The 23,711-nt window shown below is 73.8% G+C and carries 19 protein-coding genes and 1 pseudogene; 9 read left to right on the forward strand and 11 right to left on the reverse strand.

The features are described 5' to 3' along the window. Positions 1-67 precede the first annotated feature (67 nt). The 3 genes from ACFYU9_RS09910 to ACFYU9_RS09920 all read left to right on the forward strand — a co-directional run bounded on the left by ACFYU9_RS09910 (position 68) and on the right by ACFYU9_RS09920 (position 7,667). Positions 68-1,774, forward strand: coding sequence for a carbohydrate-binding module family 20 domain-containing protein (locus ACFYU9_RS09910; protein WP_389344015.1), 1,707 nt, complete (start codon positions 68-70; stop codon positions 1,772-1,774). A gap of 68 nt (positions 1,775-1,842) precedes the next feature. Beyond that, positions 1,843-7,158 (forward strand): pullulanase-type alpha-1,6-glucosidase, encoded by a 5,316-nt coding sequence (pulA, locus tag ACFYU9_RS09915; RefSeq protein ID WP_389344017.1) that lies wholly within the window; start codon positions 1,843-1,845, stop codon positions 7,156-7,158. A 176-nt stretch (positions 7,159-7,334) separates the two neighbouring features. Next, complete coding sequence (locus ACFYU9_RS09920; RefSeq protein WP_389344019.1) at positions 7,335-7,667, forward strand: 5-carboxymethyl-2-hydroxymuconate Delta-isomerase; 333 nt, start codon at positions 7,335-7,337, stop codon at positions 7,665-7,667. On the opposite strand, the gene ACFYU9_RS09925 is transcribed toward ACFYU9_RS09920, so the two are convergent. After that, positions 7,652-8,377, reverse strand: coding sequence for a TetR/AcrR family transcriptional regulator (locus tag ACFYU9_RS09925; RefSeq protein ID WP_389344021.1), 726 nt, complete (start codon positions 8,375-8,377; stop codon positions 7,652-7,654). The two genes, ACFYU9_RS09920 and ACFYU9_RS09925, sit on opposite strands and share 16 nt — an antisense overlap. Before the next feature lie 38 nt (positions 8,378-8,415). On the opposite strand from ACFYU9_RS09925, the gene ACFYU9_RS09930 reads away from it, so the two are divergent. Beyond that, the gene (locus tag ACFYU9_RS09930; RefSeq protein WP_389344023.1) at positions 8,416-8,724 is read left to right on the forward strand and encodes a hypothetical protein; all 309 of its coding nucleotides are present in this window, start codon (positions 8,416-8,418) and stop codon (positions 8,722-8,724) included. 10 nt (positions 8,725-8,734) lie between these two features. Here ACFYU9_RS09930 and ACFYU9_RS09935 read toward each other — a convergent pair whose 3' ends face one another. From ACFYU9_RS09935 to ACFYU9_RS09950, 4 genes are all read right to left on the reverse strand, one after another. Next, complete coding sequence (locus ACFYU9_RS09935) at positions 8,735-9,796, reverse strand: PDR/VanB family oxidoreductase (RefSeq protein WP_389344025.1); 1,062 nt, start codon at positions 9,794-9,796, stop codon at positions 8,735-8,737. Then, positions 9,796-10,683, reverse strand: a complete 888-nt coding sequence (locus ACFYU9_RS09940; RefSeq protein WP_389205493.1) for a metal-dependent hydrolase — start codon at positions 10,681-10,683, stop codon at positions 9,796-9,798. The genes ACFYU9_RS09935 and ACFYU9_RS09940 overlap by 1 nt, the downstream gene beginning before the upstream one ends. Positions 10,684-10,803: 120 nt before the next feature. Next, on the reverse strand, positions 10,804-12,723 hold the full coding sequence (locus ACFYU9_RS09945; protein ID WP_389344027.1) for a hypothetical protein: 1,920 nt from the start codon (positions 12,721-12,723) through the stop codon (positions 10,804-10,806). A 70-nt stretch (positions 12,724-12,793) separates the two neighbouring features. After that, entirely contained in the window at positions 12,794-13,594 is an 801-nt protein-coding gene (locus tag ACFYU9_RS09950; protein ID WP_389344029.1) for a tyrosine-protein phosphatase, read from the reverse strand. Between the two features lie 155 nt (positions 13,595-13,749). On the opposite strand from ACFYU9_RS09950, the gene ACFYU9_RS09955 reads away from it, so the two are divergent. Both ACFYU9_RS09955 and ACFYU9_RS09960 read left to right on the forward strand, forming a co-directional pair. Then, positions 13,750-14,517, forward strand: a complete 768-nt coding sequence (locus tag ACFYU9_RS09955) for a hypothetical protein (RefSeq protein WP_389344031.1) — start codon at positions 13,750-13,752, stop codon at positions 14,515-14,517. 74 nt (positions 14,518-14,591) lie between these two features. Beyond that, positions 14,592-16,013, forward strand: a complete 1,422-nt coding sequence (locus ACFYU9_RS09960) for a PepSY-associated TM helix domain-containing protein (RefSeq protein WP_389344033.1) — start codon at positions 14,592-14,594, stop codon at positions 16,011-16,013. Between the two features lie 114 nt (positions 16,014-16,127). On the opposite strand, the gene ACFYU9_RS09965 is transcribed toward ACFYU9_RS09960, so the two are convergent. Both ACFYU9_RS09965 and glnII read right to left on the reverse strand, forming a co-directional pair. After that, positions 16,128-16,652, reverse strand: coding sequence for a winged helix-turn-helix domain-containing protein (locus tag ACFYU9_RS09965; protein ID WP_389205484.1), 525 nt, complete (start codon positions 16,650-16,652; stop codon positions 16,128-16,130). Between the two features lie 433 nt (positions 16,653-17,085). After that, the gene (gene glnII, locus ACFYU9_RS09970) at positions 17,086-18,117 is read right to left on the reverse strand and encodes a glutamine synthetase (RefSeq protein WP_389205482.1); all 1,032 of its coding nucleotides are present in this window, start codon (positions 18,115-18,117) and stop codon (positions 17,086-17,088) included. A gap of 255 nt (positions 18,118-18,372) precedes the next feature. On the opposite strand from glnII, the gene ACFYU9_RS09975 reads away from it, so the two are divergent. Continuing rightward, the gene (locus ACFYU9_RS09975) at positions 18,373-19,290 is read left to right on the forward strand and encodes a Gfo/Idh/MocA family protein (protein ID WP_389344035.1); all 918 of its coding nucleotides are present in this window, start codon (positions 18,373-18,375) and stop codon (positions 19,288-19,290) included. Positions 19,291-19,430: 140 nt separating this feature from the next. Here ACFYU9_RS09975 and ACFYU9_RS09980 read toward each other — a convergent pair. Next, positions 19,431-19,880, reverse strand: a pseudogene (locus ACFYU9_RS09980) (MarR family transcriptional regulator); the annotation flags it as partial. 69 nt (positions 19,881-19,949) lie between these two features. Here ACFYU9_RS09980 and ACFYU9_RS09985 point away from each other — a divergent pair. Then, entirely contained in the window at positions 19,950-20,834 is an 885-nt protein-coding gene (locus ACFYU9_RS09985) for an alpha/beta fold hydrolase (protein ID WP_389344037.1), read from the forward strand. Positions 20,835-20,837: 3 nt separating this feature from the next. Here ACFYU9_RS09985 and ACFYU9_RS09990 read toward each other — a convergent pair whose 3' ends face one another. Next, on the reverse strand, positions 20,838-21,197 hold the full coding sequence (locus tag ACFYU9_RS09990; protein ID WP_389344039.1) for an arsenate reductase family protein: 360 nt from the start codon (positions 21,195-21,197) through the stop codon (positions 20,838-20,840). 183 nt (positions 21,198-21,380) lie between these two features. On the opposite strand from ACFYU9_RS09990, the gene ACFYU9_RS09995 reads away from it, so the two are divergent. After that, positions 21,381-21,656 carry a hypothetical protein gene (locus ACFYU9_RS09995; protein ID WP_389205474.1) on the forward strand — a complete coding sequence of 92 codons (276 nt, stop codon included), beginning with the start codon at positions 21,381-21,383 and terminating at the stop codon, positions 21,654-21,656. 101 nt (positions 21,657-21,757) lie between these two features. On the opposite strand, the gene ACFYU9_RS10000 is transcribed toward ACFYU9_RS09995, so the two are convergent. Continuing rightward, positions 21,758-22,951, reverse strand: coding sequence for a cytochrome P450 (locus tag ACFYU9_RS10000; protein ID WP_389344041.1), 1,194 nt, complete (start codon positions 22,949-22,951; stop codon positions 21,758-21,760). Next, positions 22,948-23,667 carry a tRNA-dependent cyclodipeptide synthase gene (locus tag ACFYU9_RS10005; RefSeq protein ID WP_389344043.1) on the reverse strand — a complete coding sequence of 240 codons (720 nt, stop codon included), beginning with the start codon at positions 23,665-23,667 and terminating at the stop codon, positions 22,948-22,950. Before ACFYU9_RS10005 ends, ACFYU9_RS10000 begins: the two co-directional genes overlap by 4 nt. Positions 23,668-23,711: the final 44 nt, after the last annotated feature.

Consider the following 23,711-nt stretch of genomic DNA (forward strand, 5'->3'; position numbering starts at 1 on the left):
TTGCTGTCACTTTCGGCAACTTCTTGCGAACTCGCTCTTGCGACAGGGACGTCGCACAGGAGGAAGCATGGCCAGAAAGACCGTGGCCGCTGCGCTCGCCCTTGTGGCGGGAGCCGCTGTGGCCGTCACGGCACCCCCCACCGCCGCCCGGGCCGCGGCCCCCGGCGACAAGGACGTCACGGCCGTGATGTTCGAGTGGAACTTCGCCTCGGTGGCCAAGGCGTGCACCGACCAGCTCGGCCCCGCCGGCTACGGCTACGTGCAGGTCTCCCCGCCCCAGGAACGCGTCCAGGGCTCCCAGTGGTGGACCGCCTACCAGCCCGTCAGCTACCGGATCGCCGGACCGCTCGGCGACCGCGCCGCCTTCAAGACCATGATCGACACCTGCCACGCGGCGGGCGTGAAGGTCGTCGCCGACTCCGTCGTCAACCACATGGCCGGCCCGGCGGACCCGGGCGCCACCTACACCGGCACCGGCGGATCCACCTACAGCAAGTACAACTACCCCGGCGTCTACTCCGGGGCCGACATGGACGACTGCCGCGCCGCCATCACCAACTACCAGGACCGGGCGAACGTCCAGAACTGCGAGCTCGTCAACCTCGCCGACCTCGACACCGGCGAGGAGTACGTGCGCGGCCGCATCGCCGCGTACCTGAACGACCTGCTCTCCCTCGGCGTCGACGGCTTCCGCATCGACGCGGCCAAGCACATGCCGGCCGCCGACCTGGCCAACATCAAGTCCCGCCTGACGAACCCGAACGCCTACTGGAAGCAGGAGGCGATCCACGGCGCCGGCGAGGCCGTCCAGCCGAGCGAGTACCTGGGCAACGGCGACGTCCAGGAGTTCCGCTACGCCCGCGACCTCAAGCGGGTCTTCCTCGGCGAGAAGCTCGCCTACCTGAAGAACTTCGGCGAGGCGTGGGGCTACATGCCGTCCGGCCAGTCCGCCGTCTTCGTCGACAACCACGACACCGAACGCGGCGGCGACACCCTCAACTACAAGGACGGCGCGAACTACACCCTCGCCTCCGTCTTCATGCTCGCCTGGCCCTACGGCTCCCCGGACGTCCACTCCGGCTACGAGTGGACCGACAAGGACGCCGGCGCGCCCGCCAACCACCAGGTCAACGCCTGCTACAGCGACGGCTGGAAGTGCCAGCACGCCTGGCGCGAGATAGCCTCCATGGTCGCCTTCCGCAACACCGCGCGCGGCCAGGCCGTCACCGACTGGTGGGACAACGGCGGCAACGCGATCGCCTTCGGCCGGGGCGCCAAGGCGTACGTGGCCCTCAACCACGAGGCCGCCCCGCTCACCCGCACCTTCCAGACCTCCCTCGCCGCCGGCACCTACTGCGACGTGCAGTCCGGCAACCCGGTCACGGTCAGCGCCTCGGGCCAGTTCACGGCGACGCTGGGAGCCAACACGGCCCTGGCCCTGCAGGTGGGCGCGAAGACCTGCGCCTCCCAGCCGCCGGCGGCAACGGGCACCTCGTTCGGAGTCAACGCCACCACCGTCCCGGGCCAGGACATCTACGTCACCGGCAACCGCCCGGAGCTCGGCGACTGGTCCCCGGCGGCGGCCCTGAAGCTCGACCCGGCCTCGTACCCCGTCTGGAAGCTCGCCGTCCCGCTCCCCGCCGGCACGGCCTTCGAGTACAAGTACCTCCGCAAGGACGCCGCCGGCACGGTGACCTGGGAGTCGGGTGCCAACCGCACGGCCACGGTCCCGGCCTCGGGCCGGCTCACCCTGAACGACACCTTCCGCAACTGACGCCCCGCACGCTACAGGGCCGCCCCACCCGGGGCGGCCCCCCTTCCCGTACCCCTGGGAGCACTCCCGTGATTCGCAAGAGAACGGCGGTCGCGCTGGCCGCCGCCCTGTGCGCCGCGCTCGTGCCCGCCGTCCCCGCGACGGCGACGGCCGCGGCGCAGGCCCCCGCCCCGCCCTCCGACCGCGCCCTCGCCGCCACGCCCGCCCGCCACGACCTCACCCGTGAGCAGTTCTACTTCGTGCTGCCGGACCGCTTCGCCAACGGCGACCCGGCCAACGACCGCGGCGGCCTCACCGGCAGCCGTACCGCCACCGGCTTCGACCCGACGGACAAGGGCTTCTACCAGGGCGGCGACCTGAAGGGGCTGACCGACCGCCTCGACTACATCAAGGGCCTCGGCACCACCGCGATCTGGATGGCGCCGATCTTCAAGAACCGGCCCGTGCAGGGCGAGGGCAAGGACGCCAGCGCCGGCTACCACGGGTACTGGATCACCGACTTCACCCAGGTCGACCCGCACTTCGGGACCAACGAGGACCTGAGGAAGCTGATCGCCGCCGCCCACGCCAAGGGCATGAAGGTCTTCTTCGACGTCATCACCAACCACACCGCCGACACCGTCGACTACGCCGAGAAGAAGTACGGCTACCGCCCCAAGGGCGCCTACCCCTACCTCGACACCAGCGGCCGCCCCTTCGACGACCGGCAGCGGATCGGGAAGGTGGACGCGGACTCCTTCCCGTACACCCCGGTCGTCGCGCCGGAGAAGGCCGACGCCAAGGTCCCGGCCTGGCTCAACGACCCGACGATGTACCACAACCGGGGCGACTCCACCTGGGCCGGCGAGTCCGCCGAGTACGGCGACTTCGTCGGGCTCGACGACCTGTGGACCGAACGCCCCGAGGTCGTCGAGGGCATGAAGCGGATCTACGAGACATGGGTCCGCGACTTCGACGTGGACGGCTTCCGGATCGACACCGTCAAGCACGTGGACCTGGACTTCTGGACCCAGTGGGCCACCGCGCTCGACGCCTACGCGAAGAAGCGGGGCAGGCCGGACTTCTTCATGTTCGGCGAGGTCTACTCCGCCGACCCCGCCGTCACCGCCCCCTACGTCACCCGCGGCCGGCTCGACGCCACCCTCGACTTCCCCTTCCAGGACGCCGCCCGCGCCTACGCCTCCCAGGGCGCCGGCGCCGACCGCCTGGCGAAGGTCTTCGCCGAGGACTACCGCTACACCACCGACAAGGCCAACGCCTACGAGCAGGTCACCTTCCTCGGCAACCACGACATGGGCCGCATCGGGACCTTCCTCAAGCAGGACCACCCGGACGCCTCCGACGCCGAACTCCTCCAGCGGGCCCGGCTCGCCGACGAGCTGATGTTCCTCAGCCGCGGCAACCCGGTCGTCTACTACGGCGACGAGCAGGGCTTCACCGGCGCCGGCGGCGACAAGGACGCCCGCCAGACCCTCTTCGCCTCCCGCGTCGCCGACTACCTCGACGACGACCAGCTCGGCACCGACCGCACCCACGCCTCGGACGCCTACGACACCGGCCACCCCCTCTACCGCTCGATCGCCGCGCTCTCCCGGCTCACCCGGGAGAACCCGGCGCTGCGCGACGGCGTGCAGCAGGAGCGGTACGCCGAGGGCTCCGTCTACGCCTTCTCCCGCACGGACGCCCGCCGGCGCACCGAGTACCTGGTCGCCACCAACAGCGCGACCGGACCGAAGACCGTCACCGTGCCCGTCGACTCGGCGAACTTCCGCACCCTGTACGGGGGCCAGGGCGCCGTCGCCGCCGAGAACGGCAGGATCACCGTCACCGTCCCGGCCCTCTCCTCCCTCGTCCTCAAGGCCGACGCGCCCCTCCCGGCCCCCGCCACCGCGCCCACCGTGCGGCTGAAGGCCCCGGCCGCCGGCGCCACCGGCACCGTCGAGCTCACCGCCGACGTCTCCGGCGGCGGCCTGAACCGGGTCGTCTTCGCCGCCCAGATCGGCACCGGCCCCTGGAAGACGCTGGGCACCGCCGACCACGCGCCCTACAAGGTCACCCAGAACCTCACGGCCCCCGCCGGCACCGCCCTGCGCTACAAGGCCGTCGCCGTCGACGCCGCCGGGCGCACCGCCAGCGCCCTCGCCGCCTCCACGTCCGGCGCGCCGCCGGCCCCCGACAAGCCGGTGGCCGTCGAGCGCGCCTACGCCGTCGTGCACTACCGGCGCCAGGACGGCGACTACGACGGCTGGAAGCTGAAGGCCGCCGGCCAGGAAGCCGCCTTCACCGGCCGCGACGCCCACGGCGCCTTCGCCTGGGTGCGCGTGCCCGAGGGCGCGTCGACCGTTCCGTACACCGTCGAGAAGGACGGGGCCGCCGACGGCCCGCAGCGCAGCATCGCCCTCGCCCGCACCGGCGAGGTCTGGATCACCGAGGGCGCCGGCGGCCAGTCCGACACCGACCCGGCCCCGGCCCCGCAGGACACGGCGAAGGCCGTCATCCACTACCAGCGCCCGGACGGGAACTACGACGGCTGGGGCCTGCACCTGTGGACCGGCGCCGCCCGGCCCACCGACTGGTCACGGCCGCTGCCGCCCACCCGCTTCGACGCCTACGGCGCCGTGTACGAGGTGCCGCTGGCCGAGGGCGCGAGCTCGCTCTCGTACATCGTGCACAACGGCGACGCGAAGGACCTGCCCACCGATCAGTCCCTCGACCTCGGCACCTTCGGCCACGAGGTGTGGCTGCTCGCCGGGCAGCCGGCGTACCTCCTCCCGCAGACCGGCGGCACCCCGAACCTCGACCTCGGCAAGGCCGAGGCGCAGTGGATCGACCGGAACACCGTCGTCTGGAAGGTCAAGGCGACCGACTCCACCAGCGAGCAGCTGGTCTACGCGGCGGGCACGGCGAGCGGCGGGATCACCGTCACCGACGGCGCCCTGAGCGACGAGGGCCGCTGGCTCCGGCTCGCCCCGGCCACCCTCACCGACGCCCAGAAGGCCCGCTTCCCGCACCTCAAGGACTACCCGGCCTTCACCGTCGACCCGCGCGACGCCGACCGCGTCCGCGACTCGCTGCGCGGCCAGCTCCTCGCCACCCAGCGCGCCGCCAACGGCGCCCTGCTCGCCGCCACCGGCGTGCAGACGGCGGGCGTGCTCGACGACCTGTACGCGGCCGACGCCACGCGCAAGGACCTCGGCCCGGTGTTCCGCGGCGGCCGCCCCACCCTCTCCGTGTGGGCGCCGACCGCCCAGTCCGTCGCCCTCGAACTCGACGGCAGGACCGTCCCGATGCGCCGCGACGCCGCCTCCGGCGTCTGGTCCGTCACCGGGCCGCGGACCTGGGCGGGCAAGCCGTACCGGTACGCCGTCACGGTCTGGGCGCCCAGCGTCCGCAAGCTCGTCGAGAACAGGGTCACCGACCCGTACTCCACCGCCCTCACCACCGACTCCGCCCGCAGCCTCGTCGTCGACCTCGCCGACCCGAAGCTCGCGCCCCAGGGCTGGCAGGGCCTGAGGAAGCCGGCCGCCGTGCCGCTGCGCGACGCGCAGATCCAGGAACTGCACATCCGCGACTACTCGATCGCGGACACCACCGTGCCCGCCGCCGACCGCGGCACCTACCTCGCCTTCACCGACACCGGCAGCGCGGGCTCACGCCATCTGCGCGACCTGGCCGCCGCCGGCACCTCCTACGTCCACCTCCTCCCGGCCTTCGACCTCGGCACGGTCCCCGAGAAGAAGTCCGAGCAGACCACGCCCGCCTGCGACCTCAAGGTCTACGCCCCCGACTCGGCGGAGCAGCAGGCATGCGTGACCGCCGCCGCGGCCAAGGACGCCTACAACTGGGGCTACGACCCGCTGCACTACACGGTGCCGGAGGGCTCGTACGCCACCGACCCCGAGGGCACCCGCCGCACGGTCGAGTTCCGCCGCATGGTCCAGGCCCTCAACGGCGACGGTCTGCGCACGGTCATGGACGTCGTCTACAACCACACCGTCGCCGCCGGACAGTCCGACAAGTCGGTCCTCGACCGGATCGTCCCCGGCTACTACCAGCGCCTCCAGGCCGACGGCTCCGTCGCCACCTCCAGCTGCTGCGCCAACACCGCGCCCGAGAACGCGATGATGGGCAAGCTCGTCGTCGACTCGGTCGTCACCTGGGCCAGGCAGTACAAGGTCGACGGCTTCCGCTTCGACCTCATGGGCCACCACCCCAAGGCCAACATCCTCGCCGTCCGCAAGGCCCTCGACGCGCTGACCGTCGAGAAGGACGGCGTCGACGGCAAGGCGATCGTCCTCTACGGCGAGGGCTGGAACTTCGGCGAGATCGCCGACGACGCCCGCTTCGTCCAGGCCACCCAGAAGAACATGGCCGGCACGGGCATCGCGACCTTCTCCGACCGGGCCCGCGACGCCGTCCGCGGCGGCGGCCCCTTCGACGAGGACCCCGGCATCCAGGGCTTCGCCTCCGGTCTCTACACCGACCCGAACACCTCGGGCGCCAACGGCACCCCGGCCGAGCAGAAGGCCCGGCTGCTCCACTACCAGGACCTGATCAAGGTCGGCCTCTCCGGCAGCCTCGCCTCGTACTCCTTCACCGACACCTCCGGGCGCACGGTCAAGGGCTCCGAGGTCGACTACAACGGCGCCCCGGCCGGCTACGCCGCCGCCCCCGGCGACGCCCTCGCCTACGCCGACGCCCACGACAACGAGAGCCTCTACGACGCCCTCGCCTTCAAGCTGCCGGCGGGCACGACGGCCGCCGACCGGGCCAGGATGCAGCTCCTCGCCCTGGCGACGACGACCCTCTCGCAGGGCCCTGCGCTCTCCCAGGCCGGCACCGACCTGCTGCGCTCGAAGTCGCTCGACCGCAACTCGTTCGACAGCGGCGACTGGTTCAACGCGATCCACTGGGACTGCCGCGACGGCAACGGCTTCGGCCGCGGCCTCCCGCCGGCCGCCGACAACAAGGCCAAGTGGCCCTACGCCAAGCCGCTGCTGCCCCTGGCCTCGTTGCGGCCCGGCTGCGCGGAGATCGACGGCACCTCCGCCGCCTACCGCGACCTGCTGCGCATCCGCCGCACCGAGCCCGCCTTCTCGCTCGCCACGGCGGGACAGGTTCAGGACGCGCTCTCCTTCCCGCTGTCCGGCCGTGACGAGACCCCGGGCGTGATCACCATGCGCCTCGGCGACCTGGTCGTGGTCTTCAACGCCACCCCGCAGGAGCAGAAGCAGACCGTCGCGGGCCTGGCGGGCACGGCGTACCGCCTCCACCCGGTGCAGGCGGCGGGCGCGGACGCGGTGGTGAGGACCGCCTCGTACGAGCCGGCCTCGGGCACCTTCACGGTCCCGGCCCGCACGGTGGCCGTCTTCACGGCGCGCTAGCGGCGGGAGCCGCTGCGGCTGCCGTGCCCCCGGCCCGTCCGGGCGCGGCAGCCGCACCGGAACGTCGAGGCCCCGGCCGTCCGCCTGCCGGAAGGTCACTTGTGCGCTCGCGGCGATCACCGTAAAGGTGTCTGCGACCATCAGGACCATCAGGACCAGCAGGAACGAGCCCGGCCATGCCCCACATCACCGTCGACTACTCCGCGCCCCTCGACCGGCGCGGCTTCGCCCTCGCGCTGCACCCGATCGTCGTGGAGACGGTCGACGCGCGCCTCGCCGCCTGCGTGACCAGCTTCCGGGAGATCGAGGAGACCGTGACCGGCGACGGCACCGGCGCCCCGGCCCTCGTCCACGTCGACATCGCCCTGCTGCCGGGCCGCACGCCCGAGGCCAAGGCCCGCCTGTCGGCGGCCGTCCTCGACCTGCTGCCCCGCTACCTCAAGGACACCGAGGGCGTGGGCCTGTCGGCCGAGGTCCGCGACCTCGACCCGTCCTACGCCAAGGGCTGACCCGGGCCCTGACCGGGGATCCCGGGCACGAGGGCCAGGAGCCGGCCCACCAGGTCGCCGAACGGCCCGTCGGCCGGCTCGTCGGCGAGCATCCGGACCAGGATCTCCGCCATGTCGGGGTCGTACGCGGCGCTGACGGCGGCGAGCGCCGCGAAGTCGTGCACGAGCTGGAGCTCCAGCTCCTCGCGCGGCACCCGGCGCCCGTCCAGCCACAGCAGCGCCGTCGACTCGGCGAGCGACACCCAGGAACGGACGACCAGTTCGAGCCGCGCTGAGGGCTTGTCGACGTCCAGGTGGGCCAGGATCTGCTCGTACGCGGCCTGCCGCACCTCGTCGATCATCGCGTTGGTCGTCGAGGAGCCGACCGCCGGGCCGCCCCGCATCAGCGCGGCGAAGCCCGGCCCGTGGTCGTCGACGAAGTCGAAGAACCGGCCCATCACGCGCAGCAGGCGCGCGCCGAGCGGGCCCTTCGGCGGTTCGACGAAGCGGGCGGCCAGCTCGTCCGCCGCGCGCCGCAGCGCGGCCTCGTACAGCGACTGCTTGCCGGGGAAGTAGTGGTAGACGAGCGGCCGCGAGATGCCCGCGGCCGCGGCGATCTCGTCGATGGAGACCTCGTCGGGGGAGCGGTGGCTGAACAGCTCCAGGGCCACCCCGATGAGTTGCTGCTTGCGCTCCTCGACGCCCATCCTGCGGCGCACTCCGGTCGTCATGCGAACAGCCTAACGGGAGTCCGTTACGCTCCCGCCACATGAGCGCTTCTGAGCAGGGCACCCCGGACCCGTCCGATACGCGGGACGAGTCGACCGGTCTCACCCCGAGGCAGGCCCGGCTCCTGCGGATCGTCGTCGGATCGGTCCTGCTCGTGGTGCTCGGCGTCGTCCTCGTGGTGCGCCTGGCGGCCCATACGTCCGTGCTCGTCGTCGGCGTGTACGGGCTCGCCATGATCCTCTGCGGGATCGTGATCGAACTCTCCCGCAACGGCCGTACGCGGCTTGCCTCCTGGCTCCTGGGCGGCGGCCTGATCGCCACCCTGGCCTTCGACTGGATCCTGCCGTGAGCGTCTCGCTCTAGAGATCCAGGACGAGCCGCTCGCCGGCGCAGCGCGAGACGCAGATCAGCATCGAGTCCGCCCGCTCGGCGTCCGTGAGCAGCTCGTCGCGGTGGTCGATCTCGCCCTCGACGACCCGCTGTTGGCAGGTCCCGCAGAACCCCTGCTGACAGGAGTAGAGGACGCCGGGCACGGCCTCGCGCACGGCGGACAGCACCGACTGGTCGGCCGCCACCGTCAACGTGCGCCCGGTGCGCCGCAGTTCGACCTCGAACGCCGTCCCGCCCTCGGTCCGGGTGGCGGAGAAGCGCTCCAGGTGCGGGGCCCGTCCCTCGGGCACGGCGGCGGACACGGCGTCCATCAGCCCCTCGGGCCCGCAGCAGTAGACCTCCGTCCCGGCCGGGAGCGCGCCGAGGAAGGCGAGGTCGGGCCGCCCGTCGGTGTCCTCCGGGACGACGCTCACCCGCCCCCGGCCCAGCTTCTCGGCCTCGTCCGCGTACGGCATGGAGGCGCGGCTGCGCCCGCAGTACAGCAGCCGCCAGTCGGCCCCGGCCGCCTCCGCCGCGCGGACCATCGCCAGGACCGGCGTGATCCCGATGCCGCCCGCGACGAAGACGTAGGCGGGCGCGGGCGCGGGCGCGAGCGGGAAGCGGTTGCGGGGCCCGCGGATCTCGATCTCCGTGCCCACGTGCAGCTGTTCGTGCACCTCGCGCGAGCCGCCGCGGCCGTCCTCGATCAGCCGTGTCGCGATCGTGTAGCCGCCGCGGTCGGCCGGATCGCCGCACAGCGAGTACTGCCGCACGGTCCCGGACGGCAGGACGAGGTCGATGTGCGCGCCCGGCTGCCACGCGGGCAGTCCCGCGCCCTCCAGGCGCAGCTCGGCCACGCCCTCGGCGGGCTCGGTGCGCGCGGCGACCACGACGCGGCGGGTGACGGTGGCCAGCCGGCTGCCGTGGCCGGAGACCGGCTCCTCCAGGGCGGGCAGCGGCCACAGCGGGGAGGCGCTGACCCGGCGCCGCAGCGCACGGCGGACGAGCAGCGCGCCCCCGGCGAGAAGGACGACGGTGCGGAGCCCGGGCATCAGTGACGGCCTCCGTTGGCGCCGGGGGAGCTCGCCAGGTAGGCGGCGGCCTGCGCCGTGTTGCCCTCCTGGGTGGGGTGGTAGGCCCGGCTGAGGTAGCGGGGGATGGAGCGCAGCATGTCGGGCGTCGACGGCAGCACGCCCTCGCGGCCCTTGCGCACGAACTGTCCGACGCTCGGCTTGGCGCCGAGGATCGTGGGGTCGTTCTCCATGAAGAAGCGGACGCCGCGCTGCCACATGAACACCAGCGCGGAGAAGGCCAGCGCCCAGGTGCGGGCCCGCCGCCGGTACCCGCCGTCCAGGTGCAGGAACAGCTCGAACGCCACCGACCGGTGCTCGACCTCCTCCGCGCCGTGCCAGCGCAGCAGGTCCAGCATCACCGGGTCGGCCCCGACCCGGTCGAGCTCGTCGGCGTTCAGCACCCAGTTGCCCAGGAACGCCGTGTAGTGCTCGATCGCGGCGATCAGCGCCACCCGCTCCATCAGCCACCACCGCCGCGCCCGCCCCGGCGGCAGCGTCCGGTCCCCGAGCAGCTTCTCGAAGAACCAGTCCACCTGCGCGGTGTACGGCGTCGGGTCGAGCCCGAGCGCGCGCAGGTGCGGCAGCACGTCGTCGTGCGCCTGCGAGTGCACCGCCTCCTGCCCGATGAACCCGATGACGTCCGCCCGCAGCCGCTCGTCGGTGATGTACGGCAACACCTGCTTGTACACGTGCACGAACCAGCGCTCACCGGCCGGAAGGAGCAGGTGCAGCACGTTGATGGTGTGCGTGGTGAACGGGTCGTCGGGCACCCAGTGGAGCGGGGTGTCCTCCCAGTCGAAGGAGACCTTGCGGGCCTTGAGCTCGATGTGCTCCGACGCCACCGGTGCAGGCTGCGTATTAGACATGGCGTCAATGTACTGAGCGGTAAGCGAGACGGCCAGAGGTCGCGCAGGAGGATTTTCCGTGAAGGTACGCCCCGCGCGGGCACACCCGAGGTGCGCCCCGCGCGGGCCCACCGGGGCGGGCTACCGCAGCGCCCCCACCCGCGTCCCGTCCTCCAGCGTCCCGCTGAGATCGGCCCGGCTGCCCCGCGCCGCCCTGACGGCCAGCACATGGCCCTCCGCGCGCCCGCGCACGGCCCCCGTCACCTCCAGCGACGCCACGTCCTCGGACCCCGCCGCCAGCACCCACCACCCCCCGCTCCGCGCCTGCCACACCACCCCCGCCAGCACCCTCGGCTCGCGCGGCCCGCACGCCGGTGACCCCTCCGACCGCGCCGCCAGCACCGCCCCCCGCATCGTCCCCGCCGCACGGAACAGCGCCAGGCTCCGGCTCCCCGTGCCCCGCCACGTCTCGGCCCGCGCGCACACCCACTCCGCGCTCCCCGCCCCCTCCGGCAGCCGCTGCGTCGCGTAGGCCCACGCGTTCACCGACCGCACCCCGTGCGACCGCACCGCGCCCAGCTGGCAGGCGACCCGCGCCCACCGCTCCCGAGCGGCCGCGCCCGTCACGTCGGCGGCGTGCCCGGGCGGGCCGGACGTCAGCCGGGCCGGGGCCAGCTCGCCGAGATCGGACAGCACCCGCACGGCGCCCCCGTCCCGCACCTGGAGCACGCTCCAGCGCGCACAGCCCGGCGTCCGCGCCGTCACCGGACTCGGGATCGGCTCCGTCACCCCGTACCCGTCCCGGGCGAGCGTCCGCGCCGCCCCGCCGGGCGCGAGGAGGTCCCGCACCGCCGCCTCCGTCACCCAGGGAGCCGTCAGATAGCGGACGTTGCCCGCCGCCCGGGACACCACGAGCGCCGCGGAACCGGCCTCGTCCGCACCGTCCGTACGCGCGAAGTCGAGGGCCGCGCCGTCGCCCCCGTCGGCCGGCTCCGCGTACCGCACCACCCGCAGCCCGTCGTGGAAGAGGACCACGCGCGCCGCGTCGACCCGCCCCGCGAACAGCAGTTGGGCCGGTCCCATCGGCGGCCCCGGCGGCGTGCCGGGCGTCGCCGACGCCCGCACGTCCGGCCCGGGCCTGGCCCAGACGGCGAGCGCCCGGCGCAACAGGGCGGAGTCGCCGACGAGTTCGCCGCGGGCCGGCCACACGGAGAAGTCCGTACGGGCCGAGCTCCGCCAGTCGGCCGGCCCGACCCGCTTCAGACCGGCCGGGTCGAGCGCCGCCTCGGCCGCCGGATTACGGGCGTACGACGGCGCCGCGGCACCGTTTCCTCCCCAGCCGACGCCCGGCGGCCCGAGCAGCGCCCCGCACACCAGGACCGCCGCGGCCGCCGCGAGCGCCGCCCTGCCGTGCTGGCGGCGACGCATCAGGTCCGTCGGCCGGGCCTGGAGCGAGCAGGGGTCGAACTCGGGCGAGTCCAGCAGCGCGTTCTGCGCCTCGACGCCATCGGCCTCCCGGAGCGCCGCCGCGGGATCCGCCGCCCCGGCGGCGGCCAGGGCCCGCAGCACCTCCGGGTCGCCCTGCCGCTCCAGACCGCGCAGCACGTACGCCGCCCGGGCCGGGCCGGAGAGCGCGGAGAGCCGCTGGTCCAGGGCGAGTTCGTCGGCGCCGCCGGCCCGCGGGAAGAGCCGCAGCCCCCACACGTGCGGCAGCAGCGGCGGGAACTGCGCCCGCCGCGGCAGCGCCCGGCGCCGCAGCGGCAGCCCGGCGACCAGCGCCTGCCGCAGCACCTCGCCCCGCACGTACGCGTACCCGGGATCGACCGCGTCCTCCGAAGCCCGCCGGGCGCCGGGCACGGCCGCTCCGGAGGCCGTGGAGGTGCGGCGGCGGGGGAGCGAGCGCTGCACCAGCGCGTGCGCGGTCAGCACCCGGCGGTTGCGCCCGAGCGAGGCCGGCAGCACCAGATAGGCGATCCGGACGAGCCGCGGATAGTGCTCGACGAGAGCGGCCTCGGCGTGCTCGACGTCTACGGGAGCGGGGGCGAGTTCCTGGGTGCTCACGTTCAGCAGAACGAGCGAATCGTGCGATGGTCACCCCGGCGGACCGGCCCGGAGGCGTCACGGCGCCCCCTCAGGCGGCGTACACCGTCAGCCGCTCGCGGATGACACCGATGACCTCGTCCGGCACGCCGAGCCCCTCCCGCACGTACTTCTCCATCGTCCCGTGCCGCACCGCGACCTCGTCGAGCGCCGCCTCCAGATACGCCGGCACGACCCCGAGCAGCGCGAGCGCCAGCTCCGGGTCGCCGCCCTGCAGCGTGAAGCCCTCGATGAGCGGCGCGAAGGCCTCCCGCACCCCCGGATTGACCGCCAGGTACTCGGTCAGCACCGTCTCCTCGTCCGCCCCGAGCAGCGACAGCAGCACGGTCGCCGCCCAGCCGGTGCGGTCCTTCCCGGCCGTGCAGTGGAAGAGCACCGGACCGGCGGCCGGATCGCCCAGCGCGGTGAGGAAGGCCCGGTAGGAGGCGCGCGCCGAGTCCGTGCTCACGAACGCCCGGTACGTCCGTGTGAACGCCGCCCGCGCCCGGCCCCCGCCCAGGTGCTCCTCGGCGAGCGCCGGATCGGACAGCAGCGTCTTCAGGCGCGCGGCGGGCGGCAGCCCGCTGGTCGCGAGGTAGTCGGCGAGCACGTCCGCGACCAGCGGCCGCGCCCCCGCCGGCAGCCGGTCGGGCCGCTCCGCCCGCTCCGCCCAGGTCCGGAAGTCGACCACCGTACGGATCCCGAGCCGGGCCACCACCGGATCGTCCGCCTCCAGCCGGTCCAGCTGCGCCGACCGGAACACGAGCCCCTCGCGCACACTGCGCCCCGCGCCGAGCGGGAGCGTGCCGAGATCCCGGAGATTGGCGACGGTGGCGGCGGGAATGGCGGGCATGCGGCGACCCCTCCTGGCGGCGCGGACCTTCCGGAAGCGTTTACGCATCGAATGTCCCCCACATCCCCGCGCACCGCGACCGAGGGCGAGGGCGACCGCAGGGCGGGGAGGGCGGTCTCGTCCGGCCCGCGGCGGGATGACACGATGATCTGACCATGACGCACCCCCGCTCGCCGCTGCGCGCCCTGCGAGCCGCACTCTTCGCGGCGGTGTGCGTCACTTTGGCGGCGGTGGGCCATTCGTCCATGTCCGCGCACTCCATCCCGGTCTCCTCCCTGCTCGCCGCCTTCGCCGCGACGACGGTCCTCGCCTGGGCCGCCGCGGGCCGGCGCCGTGGCCCGGCCGTCCTCGTGCCGGGCCTGGCGGCCGTGCAGGGGGCGCTGCACCTGCTCTTCGGGGCGGGCGAGCCGGCCGGCACGGCGGCCGGAGCCGGGTCCATGGCCGGGTCCATGGCCGGGTCCATGGCCCACATGCCCGGCATGACGATGCCCATGGGCGCCGGCGCGGGCTCCGGCATGGGCGCCGGGACGGCAACGGCCCTGCACGCGGGCATGAGCTCCGGCATGGGCTCAGGGACGGGCTCGGCCGTGCATGCGGGCATGAGCTCCGGCATGGGCTCCGGCGCCGGGATGCTCGCCGTGCACGTCCTCGCCGCCCTGGCCTGCGGCCTCTGGCTCGCCCGCGGCGAGGCCGCGCTCTTCGCCCTCGCCCGGACCGCCGGCGCGCTGGCCCTCGCCCCGCTGCGGGTCGCGCTCGCCGTCGTGCGCCTGCTCGTCCCCGTACCGCCGCCGCCGCGTCCCGTACGCCCGCGCACGCCCGCCCGCGTCCTGCGCGGTGTCCTCCTCGCCCAGGCCGTGCCCCGGCGTGGCCCGCCGCGGCTGTCCGCACCCCGCGCCACGGCCCTCGGAGCCCGCACCGTCTGACGACTGTCGACCGACCGGGGGCCGCTTCCCCATGTCGACATCCGACACGACACGACACCACTCCAAGGACCGTCATGACCATCGACGACCTCGCGCGCCCGGAAACGGCTCCGGACGCCCCCGGACCACGCCCGCGCGGCGGCTGGTCCGCTCTGCGCCCGCTCCTGCTGCGCCTGCACTTCTACGCGGGCGTGCTCGTCGCGCCCTTCCTCCTGGTGGCCGCCGTCAGCGGACTGCTGTACGCGCTCTCGTTCCCGGCGGAGAAGCTCCTCTACGCGCACGAACTCGAAGTCCCGGTGCCCGAGGACGCCTCGGCCCTGCCGCTGTCCCGGCAGGTCGCGGCCGCCCGGGCCGCGAACCCGGACGGCACCGTCACCGCCGTCTGGCCCGGCGCCGAACCCGGCGCCACCACCCGCGTCCTGATGGCCGACCCCGAGGCGCCCGAGGGCACCTCGCTCGCCGTCTTCGTCGACCCCTACACCGGCGCCGTACGCGGACAGCTGCCCAGCTACGGCAGCACCGGCGCGCTCCCGCTGCGCACCTGGATCGACGGGCTCCACCGCGATCTGCGCCTGGGCGAACCGGGCCGTCTCTACAGCGAACTGGCCGCCAGCTGGCTGTGGGTGATCGCCCTCGGCGGCCTGCTGCTCTGGCTGGGCCGCCGCCGCAAGCACCGCCGCGCCCTCCTCCTGCCCGAGCGCGGCCCCAGGTCCCGCCGCCGCACGCTCTCCTGGCACGGCGCGGTGGGCCTGTGGGCGGTGGCCGGTCTCGTGGCGCTCTCGGCGACCGGACTCACCTGGTCGACGTACGCGGGCGAGCGCATCGGCGCCGTCCAGGACGGGCTCGGCGGCGCGACCCCGGCGCTGTCGGCGGGCGTGACGGCGGGCGGCGCCGGCTCCGGCGGTGAGCACGCGGGCCACACCGGCCACCACGCGATGCCGCCGACTCCGGCGCGGGGCGCGGACATCGGCGTCGACAGGGCCGTCGCCGCGGCGCGCGCGGCCGGCATCGACAGCCCGTCGATCTCCGTCGTGCTGCCGGCCGAGGGCAACGGCTACGTGGTGAAGGAGACCGACAAGCAGTTCCCGGTCGAGCTGGACTCCGTCGCCCTCGACCCGGCCGACGGCACCGTCCTCGACGAGCTCCGCTTCGCGGACTACCCGCTGCTCGCGAAGCTCACCCGCTACGGCATCGACGCCCACACCGGCGTCTTCCTGGGCCTGTTCAACCAGTTGGCGCTCGCCGCCCTCGCGCTCGCCCTCGTCCTGCTGATCGTCTGGGGCTACCGCATGTGGTGGCTGCGCGGCCAGGGCCGCTGGGGCCGCCCGATCGCCCGCGGCACCTGGCGCCGCGTCCCGCCCGCGCTGCTGCTGCCGCTGCTCGCGGCGACGGCGCTGGTGGGCTGGTTCGTGCCGCTGCTGGGCCTCAGCCTGGTGGCGTTCCTGGCCGTGGACCTGGTCCTGGCGTTCGCCGCCAGGACCAGGTCGCGGGCCTGACCGGGTTCCTGATCGAGGCCTGATCGGGTCCTGATCGGGTCCTGATCGGGCCTGGATCCAGGCCCGATCGAGGTCTGGATCGTGGTCTGGATCGGGGTCTCGATCGGGGTCTGATCAGGGGGTGTACTTGTAGCCGACCCGCCGCACGGTCTGGATCGTGTGGCGGTGCTCGGCGCCCAGCTTCCGGCGCAGCCGGGCCACGTGCACGTCGACGGTCCGGCCGTCGCCCACGTGCCCGTAGCCCCAGACGGTCGTGACCAACTGGTCGCGCGTGTGCACCCGGTGCGGATGCGCGACCAGATGGGCGAGCAGCTCGAACTCCAGATACGTGAGGTCCAGCGCCTGCCCGTCGACGCGCGCGATGCGCTGCACGCTGTCGATCGCCACCGGCCCGTGCTCGGCGGCGGGGGAGGCGGGGGGCTGCTCATCGGCGGGCAGCAGCACCAGATAGCCGACCATCGGCGGCCGTCCCGGCAGCGTCGGCAGCGTGTGCGGCGGCGCCGGCAACAGCGTGGCACCCGGGGGCAGATACTCGGCCACCCGTGCGAGACCGGCGACCTCGTCGGGCGCGACGGCCCGCAGACGAGGGCGGAGCGGGGTGGTCAGAGGGGAGGCGGCGACAGCCTGGGTATGGGCCATGAAAGCTCAGCTCTTTCGCGCGAGTCACGAGGACGGTGGACGTCGTACGTCATGCGTCATGTGTCCTGCGCGTCGGCCGAAGGCCAGAGCGACCGGATATCGGATCCGATCGGGCTTTAGAGGGCCGACGCGTTCCTCACGCGCCGACAGCACCGGTCGAAGTCGTGGTGCTGCCGGGAAGGCCAGAACGGCTCGAGGTCGAAGCGCCTCGAAGCGGTGTCGTTCTGGATGCGGGCCATATCCCTATTAAACCAGGAGGGAAACGGGCTGGGCACCCCTGTCTCACCCCCTGTCTCACGGATGTCTCACCGATGTCTCACGGATGCGTCGCGGATGCGTCGCGGATGCGGCGCCGAGGGGCGCCGAAGGGGCGCCCGCCGTACGCGTGGTACGGCGGACGCCCCTTCGGAAGAACGGCCCGGGAACGGGCGGATCAGACCTGGCCGGCCTTCTCCAGCGCCTCGCAGCAGGTGTCCACCAGGAGGCGGGTCACCGTGTACGGGTCGACGTTGGCGTTCGGGCGGCGGTCCTCGATGTAGCCCTTCTGGTCCTGCTCGACCTGCCAGGGGATGCGGACCGAGGCGCCGCGGTCGGAGACGCCGTAGGAGTACTGGTCCCACGGGGCGGTCTCGTGCAGACCGGTCAGGCGGTCGTCGATGCCGGCGCCGTAGTTCTTCACGTGGTCGAGCGGCTTGGAGCCCTCGCCCAGCGACTCGCACGCGGTGATGATCGCGTCGTAGCCCTCGCGCATCGCCTTCGTGGAGAAGTTGGTGTGCGCGCCGGCACCGTTCCAGTCGCCCTTCACCGGCTTCGGGTCCAGGGTCGCGGTGACCTTGAAGTCCTCGGCGGTGCGGTAGAGCAGCCAGCGAGCCACCCACAGCTGGTCGGCGACCTCCAGCGGCGCCAGCGGGCCGACCTGGAACTCCCACTGGCCGGGCATGACCTCGGCGTTGATGCCGGAGATGCCCAGGCCCGCCGTGAGGCAGTTCTCCAGGTGCGCCTCGACGACGTCACGGCCGAAGATCTCGTCCGCGCCGACACCGCAGTAGTAGCCGCCCTGCGGCGCCGGGAAGCCGCCGACCGGGAAGCCGAGCGGACGCTCGCCGTCGAAGAAGGTGTACTCCTGCTCGATGCCGAAGATCGGCTCCTGCGCGGCGTACTTGGCGTACACCTCGGCCAGCGCGGCACGCGTGTTGGACTCGTGCGGCGTCATGTCCGTGTTCAGGACCTCGCACAGCACGAGGATGTCGTCGCCGCCGCGGATCGGGTCGGGGCAGACGAAGACCGGCTTGAGGACGCGGTCCGAGGCGTGGCCCTTGGCCTGGTTCGTGCTGGAACCGTCGAAGCCCCAGATCGGCAGCTCCTCCAGGGGCAGCGGCGCACCGGGGATGATCTTCGTCTTCGAACGGAGCTTCGCGGTCGGCTCGGTGCCGTCGATCCAGATGTACTCAGCCTTGAAGGTCACGTGCCTCATCCTTTGGCGTGCTGCGGGTGCCGGCGGCGGCTCGCGACGGGCGAGAGCTGCGGTGGCGGTGTCGTCTGAGCGCAGCTTCGCAACATGGCATTTCCCGTCGGTTGCCCGATTGTGAACCCCGTGTTACTCAGCCTTCCTCCGTTAACGCGCCGGGGGCGCCCCGGAGCGTGCGCTCCGGGCCGGATCGGGGGCGTCTGCGGGTGATCCCGGATCCGGGCGGGGGCGCGGCCCGGCAGACTGAGGGGCATGACGAAGCTCCCGGGCTCGAAGCCCCGTATCGGTCTGCTCGGCACCGGCCCCTGGGCCGGGCGCACGCACGCGCCCGCGCTCGCGGCGCACCCGGGCGTGGAGTTCAGCGGGGTGTGGGGCCGGCGGCCCGAGGCCGCGGCCGCGCTGGCCGGCGCGTCCGGCACCCGGGCCTACGAGGACGTGGACGCGCTGTTCGCGGCGAGCGACGCGATAGCGATCGCCCTGCCGCCGGACGTCCAGGCCCCGATGGCGGCCCGGGCGGCCGCCGCGGGCTGCCATGTGATCCTCGACAAGCCGGTGGCGACGTCGGCGCCCGCGGCCCGGAAGCTGGCCGACGAGGTGACGGCGGCCGGGGTCGCGTCGATCGTCTTCTGCACGCTCGGATTCGCGGAGCCCACCGCCCGCTGGATCGACGAGCAGGCGGCGGCCGGCGGCTGGTTCCTCGGCGAGGCCCACTGGCTGGGCTCCCTCTTCGGCCCCGGCTCGGACAGCGCCTACGCGGCCTCGCCGTGGCGCCGCGAGAAGGGCGGCCTGTGGGACGTGGGCCCGCACGTCCTCTCCGTCTACCTCCCGGTCCTCGGCGACGTCACCTCGGTGAGCTGCGTCGCCGGCCCGGCCGACACCCGCCACCTGGTCCTGCGCCACGCCTCGGGCGCGAGCAGCACCGCCACCCTCACCCTCAGCGCCCCGCCCGCCGCCTCCGAGGCCGCCCTGTCGCTGTACGGCGAGCGGGGCCGGGCGACGATGCCGGGCTGGGACGGCGCCCTCGGCGCCTTCGGCAGCGCGGTGGACGCCCTGCTGAAGGCGATACGCACGGGCGAGCCCCACGCCTGCGACGTGCGCTTCGGGGCCCGGATCACGGAGATCCTGGCCGAGGCGGAGAGACAGGCGGAGACGACGGCGGCGAGCGCCTAGCGGGCTTGGGGGGCGTCCGGGGCGCCCGGGGCGTCCGGGGTGTCCGCGCCGCCCAGGGCGTCCGGGCCGCCTGGGGTGTCCGGGGAGTCCGGGGCGCCGGCGGTGTCCCGGGTCCCGCCGGCGCCCCCGGTTTCCGGCGGGGCCGGGGATCCGGTGGCCATCAGGTCCCGTACGCCGGTGAGGAAGCGGCGTACCGCCTCCGACTCGTGGGCGTCGAAGTCGCCGAGCAGCTTCACCGTGCCGTCGATCAGCGGACCGAACCAGGTCCGGCCGAGCTCCTTCGCCGAGTCCTCGACCCGCAGCAGCACCCGCCGCCGGTCGCGCTCGTCCCGGACCCGGGCGAGATGGCCGAGGCGTTCGAGGCGGTCGATGACGGCGGTGGTCCCCGCGGAGTTGAGGCCGAGCTGGGCGCCGAGCCGGCCCGCGGTGGCGTCGGTGCCGGCCCGTTCCGCGTCGAGCAGGCAGATCAGGGCGCGCACATCGGTCGGGTGCATGGCGTTGCGGGCGGCGAACTCGGCCTGGCGCAGGCCGAATTCGACGGTTACCGCGCGCAGTAGATGAAAGATCCGCAACTCTTCCGACTCCACCATGGAGGTGTCCCGCCTTCCCTTCTATTATCTCGCTCAACGAGATTATCGCCGAGCGAGAGGATCCGTGCCATGTCCCGGGAAGCCTTCGGCCTCGCCTATGACGCCGTCCTCGCCCACTGGCCGCACGGCACCACGACCACCACCCTGCCCACTCCCTACGGCGCCACCTTCGTCATCAGCCACGGCCCCGCCGACGCCCCGCCCGTGCTGCTGCTGCCCGGCGGCGGCGCCACCGCCACCGGCTGGTACGCGACGGCCGCGGCGCTCGGCGCGACCCACCGGGTGCACGCCGTCGACCTGGTCGGCCAGCCTGGCCGCAGCGTCCCCGACGCCCGGCGCCCGATCCGCAGCGCCGCCGACCTCATCGGCTGGCTCGACGCCCTGCTCGACGCGCTCGGCATCCCGCCCACCGGCAAGGTGGGGCTCGTCGGCCACTCCTACGGCGCGTGGATCGCCCTTCAGTACGCGCTCGCCGCCCCCGCCAGGGTCGGCCGGCTCGCCCTGCTCGACCCGACGAACTGCTTCACCCGCTTCTCGCCGCGCTTCCTGCTCCGCGCCCTGCCGGTCGTACTCCGCCCGACCCCGGCCCGGAACACCGCGCTCCTCGACTGGGAGACGGGGGAGTCCGGGAGGCCCGGGACGGCGGGGGAGGCGGGCGGCGTGGCGATCGACCGCGACTGGCGCGAACTGTACGGTCGCGGGGCGGAGTTCCCGACCGTGCGGCCCGTGACCGGCCGGCCTCCCGGCGCGGCCCGGCTGGCCGCGCTCACGCGGCCGACGCTCGTCCTGCTCGCCGGGCGGACCCGGGTCCACGACCCGCGCGCGGTGGAGCGCCGGGCCCGGGCCGCCGTCCCCGGCGTGGAGACGGCGATCCTGCCCGACGCGACCCACTTCACGCTCCCGGACGCGGCCTCGCCGGAGACCCACGCCCGGATCGCCCGCCACTTCCGCTGACGGTCAGCGGGACAGCGCGTCCCGCACGGCCTCCTCGGAGCGCGCGACCACGGCCGTGCCGTCCTCGGCGGTGATGATGGGGCGCTGGATCAGCTTCGGGTGCTCCGCGAGCGCCGCCACCCAGCGGTCGCGGTTCGCCGCGTCCCTGGGCCAGTCCTTGACGCCCAGCTCCTTCGCCGCGGCCTCCTGGGTCCGGGTGATGTCCCACGGCTCCAGGCCGAGCCGGTCGAGCACGGCCCGGATCTCGTCCGGCGACGGCACGTCCTCCAGGTAGCGGCGCACGGTGTAGTCGGCGCCCTCGGCGTCCAGCAGGGTCAGTGCGCTGCGGCACTTGGAACAGGCGGGGTTGATCCAGATCTCCATGCCCTCCAACGTACCGTCAAAGACCCCGTCAAAGACCCCGTTGGAGAGCCCGCAAAGACGCCGTCAAAGACCCCGTCAAAGCCGGGCTGGCCAGGGACGATTGTCAGTGGGGGCCAGTAAAATCGTGGGTGAAGGTGAGGGTCCCGGGGAGGGCCCCCACCCCCGTTCGTCAGGAGGTCGCCCATGGCCGTAGCCACGCTCAGGACACCGTCCATCGAACCCTTCGCGCCCCTCCGGAAGCAGCCGCTCCCCGCGGGCCGCCCCCGCGAGTGGTACGTCACCCACAACCGCCGGCTGAAGGCCATGCGCCTGGCCATCGCCATGCTCGACGCCGGCGTCTATCTGCCGTCCCGGGCCAGTAACGCGCGGATACGGACGACCGCGGCCCAGCTCGGCATCCACCCGCCGTCCGACACCACCTGCCACATGGTCCGCGCCCTGATCCGCTACGGCCGCTGACCGAGGCGGGCAACGGCGCCGCCCGGCCCGGGCCATGAGCCCGGGACCGGGCGGCGCACCTCAGCGCGTCCTCGGCGCCTCGCCGCCGCCTCCGCGCGCGCCTACCAGGCGACGGGCAGCCGTTCGGGCAGCCGCTTCATGAAGTTGGTGCGCCACACCAGCTGTTCGACCGGCACCGCGAGCCGCAGTCCGGGCAGCCGCTCCAGGAGCGTCTCCAGGGCGATCTCGGCGTGCCGCTTGCCGAGCGCGGTCGCCGGGCAGTAGTGCCGGCCGCCGCCGAACGACAGATGGTCGGCGGCGTTCTCCCGGTCCGGCCGGAAGACGGCCGGGTCCTCGAAGTGCGCCGGATCGTGGTTCGCCGCCTCCACGAGCACGAGCACCAGCTCACCCGCCCGCACGTCCACGTCCCCGAGCCGCACGTCCTCCAGGGCGAGCCGCGGCAGCCCGTCCCCGATCGACAGGTTGACCCGCAGCAGCTCGTCCATCGCCCCGGCGACCCGCCCGCCGCCGCCGGCGAGGGCCTCCCGCACGTCCGGCCGGGTCAGCACCGACACCAGCGCCATCGTCAGGAAGCCCGAGGTCGAGATCACCCCGGCGCCGAACAGCGTCACGCCGACCGTCGCCAGCATCTCGTCCGTCAGATGCGCGTACTCCGGGTCGCCGCGCAGCGCCGCGATCTCCGCCATCAGTCCGCCGGTCGTCGGATCGTCGAGCCGCTCCGTCATGTACGCGATGTCCCGGTCCCAGTGGAGCCGGGCCGCCTCGATCTCGCGCGGCGCGTTCATGAAGGCCACGTCCAGGCTCCGCAGCAGCCGCGGCCCGTCCTCCTCCGCGATGCCCAGCATCCGGCAGTGCAGTCCCGCCGAGAACGGATCGGCGAAGCCGCCCCGCAGCTCCGCGGGCGCCCCCTCGGCCAGCAGGGCGTCCACCAGCGACCCCGCCCGCGCCCGCAGCCACTCCTCCAGGCCCGGCGCCTTCGGGTTGAGCGCCTTCATCACGGCCTTGCGCAGCCCGGCCCCGGTCATGTTGGCCATGTTGTTCACGACGTGCGGCGGGATCGTCAGCGCGTACTGCCGAGGCGCCCCCGGCGCCGAGGTGTCCTTCAGGCTGAACCGCGGGTCCTCCAGGACCTGCTTGCACAGCGCGTACGAGGAGACCAGCCAGGCGTCCGCGCCGGCGATCGTCCGCACCTTCGTCACGGGCGCGGCGCGCAGCGCGTCCAGCTCGGCGGGCAGCCGGGTCCCGTTCCAGTCGAAGGGAAAGGCGCGCGGCTCGCGCGCGGTCAGGGTGCTCATCGCGGATCTCCTTCGACGTCGGCGGTCGTGCCGGCGGGCATGGGCGCGGGCGTCACGATGCCGTGGCCCTGGTTGCGCGAGGCGCGCAGCCCGGAGCCCCGGGCGTACAGCAGATCGGCCAGTGGAAGCGCCTGGTGGTAGCAGTTCAGCGAGGAGGGCACCCCGAGGATCGCGGGCGTGTCCAGGAACAGCGGCACCTCGGCGCAGATGTACGCCCGGCACACCTCCCGCTGCCGCGCGGTGATCTCCTGCCCCGGATCGACCTTCCCCTTCAGGAAGATCCCGGTCAGCGCGTCGCACGTGTCCCGCACCACCGCGTCCCCGGCCACCGCCGCGAGCACCTGCCGGTGCAGCTCCCGGTACGCCGGGATCCCTCCGAACTCCGACATCCCGCGCGACCGCAGCCGCCGCCCGCCGGGATCCACGTCCGCCACGGCGGCCGCGACCTTCGCCCGCACCCCCCGCAGGTTCTTCACGGCCTTCCGCCGCGCCTCGTCGGCCCCGTAGCCGAGCGCCTCGTACATCTCCGCCACGTGCAGATCCGTGTGGACGAAGTCGACCTTCTCGAAGTGGTCCAACCCCCAGCGCGCCAGGTCGCGCAGTCGCTGGGCGGTGAAATAGCTGTTCCCCGGTGAGACGCCGATGACCACGTGCGCGCCCTCGTCGGCGATGACGCGGCAGTGGTCCGTATACGGCTGAAGTCTGAGCGTCTCCACAGGGGCAAGTGCCGCCTGAGTCACGTTCGGCAAATCCTCATCGC

This window comes from Streptomyces sp. NPDC004327 (assembly GCF_042873935.1).
Lineage (GTDB): Bacteria > Actinomycetota > Actinomycetes > Streptomycetales > Streptomycetaceae > Streptomyces.

Excerpts from the sequence above, each read along its gene's own strand:
- ACFYU9_RS09925 (WP_389344021.1), bottom strand. The coding sequence starts at position 8,377 with ATGACGACCGGAGTGCGCCGCAGGATGGGCGTCGAGGAGCGCAAGCAG.
- ACFYU9_RS09930 (WP_389344023.1), top strand. The coding sequence starts at position 8,416 with ATGAGCGCTTCTGAGCAGGGCACCCCGGACCCGTCCGATACGCGGGAC.
- ACFYU9_RS09955 (WP_389344031.1), top strand. The coding sequence starts at position 13,750 with ATGACGCACCCCCGCTCGCCGCTGCGCGCCCTGCGAGCCGCACTCTTC.
- ACFYU9_RS09975 (WP_389344035.1), top strand. The coding sequence starts at position 18,373 with ATGACGAAGCTCCCGGGCTCGAAGCCCCGTATCGGTCTGCTCGGCACC.
- ACFYU9_RS09960 (WP_389344033.1), top strand. The coding sequence starts at position 14,592 with ATGACCATCGACGACCTCGCGCGCCCGGAAACGGCTCCGGACGCCCCC.
- ACFYU9_RS09965 (WP_389205484.1), bottom strand. The coding sequence starts at position 16,652 with ATGGCCCATACCCAGGCTGTCGCCGCCTCCCCTCTGACCACCCCGCTC.
- ACFYU9_RS09990 (WP_389344039.1), bottom strand. The coding sequence starts at position 21,197 with ATGGAGATCTGGATCAACCCCGCCTGTTCCAAGTGCCGCAGCGCACTG.
- ACFYU9_RS09950 (WP_389344029.1), bottom strand. The coding sequence starts at position 13,594 with ATGCCCGCCATTCCCGCCGCCACCGTCGCCAATCTCCGGGATCTCGGC.
- ACFYU9_RS09920 (WP_389344019.1), top strand. The coding sequence starts at position 7,335 with ATGCCCCACATCACCGTCGACTACTCCGCGCCCCTCGACCGGCGCGGC.
- ACFYU9_RS09940 (WP_389205493.1), bottom strand. The coding sequence starts at position 10,683 with ATGTCTAATACGCAGCCTGCACCGGTGGCGTCGGAGCACATCGAGCTC.
- ACFYU9_RS09910 (WP_389344015.1), top strand. The coding sequence starts at position 68 with ATGGCCAGAAAGACCGTGGCCGCTGCGCTCGCCCTTGTGGCGGGAGCC.
- ACFYU9_RS10000 (WP_389344041.1), bottom strand. The coding sequence starts at position 22,951 with ATGAGCACCCTGACCGCGCGCGAGCCGCGCGCCTTTCCCTTCGACTGG.
- ACFYU9_RS09995 (WP_389205474.1), top strand. The coding sequence starts at position 21,381 with ATGGCCGTAGCCACGCTCAGGACACCGTCCATCGAACCCTTCGCGCCC.
- ACFYU9_RS09935 (WP_389344025.1), bottom strand. The coding sequence starts at position 9,796 with ATGCCCGGGCTCCGCACCGTCGTCCTTCTCGCCGGGGGCGCGCTGCTC.
- ACFYU9_RS09985 (WP_389344037.1), top strand. The coding sequence starts at position 19,950 with ATGTCCCGGGAAGCCTTCGGCCTCGCCTATGACGCCGTCCTCGCCCAC.